Genomic DNA, 2,444 nt, shown 5'->3' on the forward strand with positions numbered 1-2,444 from the left:
CGGCGTGATCCCAGCGGGAAGTTGACCTAGGGCACTAGCTCAATTGGTAGAGCTCCGGTCTCCAAAACCGAAGGTTGGGGGTTCAAGTCCCTCGTGCCCTGCAACAAGACGACAACGACGACGTACTAAGGAGAACCGTGAGCGAACGGCATGAGGTGACCGGCAAGTCAGGCCGTACGTCACCGACCACGTTCTACCGGCAGGTCATTGCCGAGCTCAAGAAGGTTGTGTGGCCGACCCGTCCGCAGGTCGTCAACTACTTCTGGGTCGTACTCGTGTTCGTGCTCGTGATGATGGCCATCGTTGCTGGACTCGACTTCGGGTTCGGCAAGGCCATGTTCTGGATTTTCGCGTAAGACATCAAAGGATCATTTGTGACTCAAGGCATCGACCCGCAGACCAGCTCTGAGACCGAAGAGGTCTTCGAGACGGACTCCGCGACCCCTGAAGCCGACGTCGAGACCGTCGCGGCTGACGCGCCCGTCGACGAAGCGCCCGTCGAGGACGCTCCCGTTGAGGATGTCGTCGCTGAAGACGCACCCGTTGAGGATGCGGCTCCCGTAGAAGACGCGCCGATCGAGGACGCCGCTCCGGTTGACGAACCCGTCGCAGAGGACGCAGCCGAAGACGTCGCCGAAGACTCTGACGCTCCTGCCGCAGAAGCAGTCGACGAGCCGGTTGCCGACGCTCTTGCCGAGTTCCGCGAGCGTCTCCACAACCAGATCGGCGACTGGTACGTCGTCCACACCTACTCCGGCATGGAGAAGCGTGTGAAGACGAACCTCGAGAACCGCACCACGTCGCTCAACGCCGAAGACTTCATCTTCGAGGTCGTCGTACCGACCGAAGAGGTCGCCGAGATCAAGAACGGTCAGCGCAAGCTCGTCAAGCGCACCGTCCTCCCCGGCTACGTCCTGGTCCGTATGGACCTCACCGACGAGTCGTGGGGCGTCGTTCGCCACACGCCGTCCGTCACCGGATTCGTGGGCAACTCCCACCAGCCGGTGCCCCTCAGTCTTGCCGAGGTGGAGAGCATGCTCGCCCCGGCAGTGGAGGCAGAAGTTGCCACGGCAACTGACACCCCCGAAAAGCAGCAGGCCAAGGCCTCCAAGGTCGAGTTCACCGACTTCATCGTCGGCGATTCGGTCATGGTCGTCGATGGACCGTTCGCAACGCTGCACGCGACCATCACCGAGATCAACATCGACGCTCAGCGGGTCAAGGCCCTGGTCGAGATCTTCGGTCGCGAAACGCCGGTCGAGCTCAGCTTCACCCAGATCCAGAAGGTCTGAGCCAAACCGGCACCCACCACGCAACAACCATTCACACAAGGACCCAAGAAATGCCTCCCAAGAAAAAAGTTGCAGCCATCGTCAAGGTGCAGCTGCAGGCCGGTATGGCCAACCCGGCGCCGCCAGTCGGCACCGCGCTCGGCCCCCACGGCGTCAACATCATGGAGTTCTGCAAGGCCTACAACTCGGCCACAGAATCCATGCGTGGAAACGTCGTACCGGTCGAGATCACGATCTACGAAGACCGCACGTTCGACTTCATCACCAAGACGCCGCCGGCGGCTGAGCTGATCAAGAAGGCCGCTGGTCTGCAGAAGGGTTCGTCTGTCCCGCACAAGGACAAGGTCGGCAAGATCTCGAAGGATCAGATCCGCGAGATCGCCACGACCAAGATGCCGGACCTCAACGCAACCGACATCGATGCCGCCATGAAGATCGTCGAGGGCACTGCGCGCTCGATGGGCGTCACGACGGACTAGCAACACCCCAACACCCCAACCCAAGAAGTAGTGGCAGGGCCGGCTGGGCCCGTTCAGACCACGACTGGTCAAACAGAGAAGGAACCAGAAGATGGCACAGCACTCCAAGGCATACCGCGCGGTTGCCGACAAGATCGACAAGGACAGCGTCTACACACCTCTCCAGGCCACCAAGTTGGCCAAGGAGTCGGGGAGCAAGAAGTACGACTCGACCGTAGATGTTGCCATCGGTCTTGGCGTCGATCCCCGCAAGGCCGACCAGATGGTGCGCGGCACCGTCAACCTCCCGCACGGCACCGGCAAGACCTCCAGGGTCCTGGTCTTTGCCACCGGCGCGAACGCTGACGCTGCACGTGAGGCCGGAGCCGACCACGTCGGAGCCGACGAACTGGTCGACAAGGTCAACGAGGGATGGCTCGACTTCGACGCCGTCGTCGCGACGCCCGACATGATGGGCAAGGTCGGTCGACTCGGCCGCGTCCTCGGTCCCCGCAACCTGATGCCCAACCCCAAGACCGGCACCGTCACGACGGACGTCGCGAAGGCAGTGGGCGACATCAAGGGCGGCAAGATCGAGTTCCGCGTTGATCGTCACGCCAACCTGCAGTTCGTGATCGGCAAGGCGTCGTTCAGCGCCGAGCAGCTCGCCGAGAACTACGGTGCAGCGCTCGAC

At 62.2% G+C, this 2,444-nt stretch carries 4 protein-coding genes and 1 tRNA gene; all 5 read left to right on the forward strand.

What is annotated here, in order from left to right; translation table 11 throughout:
• Positions 1–28: 28 nt before the first annotated feature.
• Positions 29–101: transfer RNA gene (locus V6M39_RS12965), tRNA-Trp, on the forward strand.
• A gap of 36 nt (positions 102–137) precedes the next feature.
• On the forward strand, positions 138–356 hold the full coding sequence (gene secE / locus V6M39_RS12970) for a preprotein translocase subunit SecE (RefSeq protein ID WP_309971926.1): 219 nt from the start codon (positions 138–140) through the stop codon (positions 354–356).
• Positions 357–374: 18 nt separating this feature from the next.
• Positions 375–1,292, forward strand: coding sequence for a transcription termination/antitermination protein NusG (nusG, locus tag V6M39_RS12975; RefSeq protein WP_332644232.1), 918 nt, complete (start codon positions 375–377; stop codon positions 1,290–1,292).
• A 50-nt stretch (positions 1,293–1,342) separates the two neighbouring features.
• Complete coding sequence (rplK, locus tag V6M39_RS12980) at positions 1,343–1,771, forward strand: 50S ribosomal protein L11 (RefSeq protein WP_309971922.1); 429 nt, start codon at positions 1,343–1,345, stop codon at positions 1,769–1,771.
• 91 nt (positions 1,772–1,862) lie between these two features.
• Positions 1,863–2,444, forward strand: a 582-nt coding sequence (rplA, locus tag V6M39_RS12985) for a 50S ribosomal protein L1 (RefSeq protein WP_332644233.1), incomplete at its 3' end; no start/stop codon positions are given.

Source organism: Aeromicrobium sp., assembly GCF_036675695.1.
GTDB lineage: Bacteria > Actinomycetota > Actinomycetes > Propionibacteriales > Nocardioidaceae > Aeromicrobium.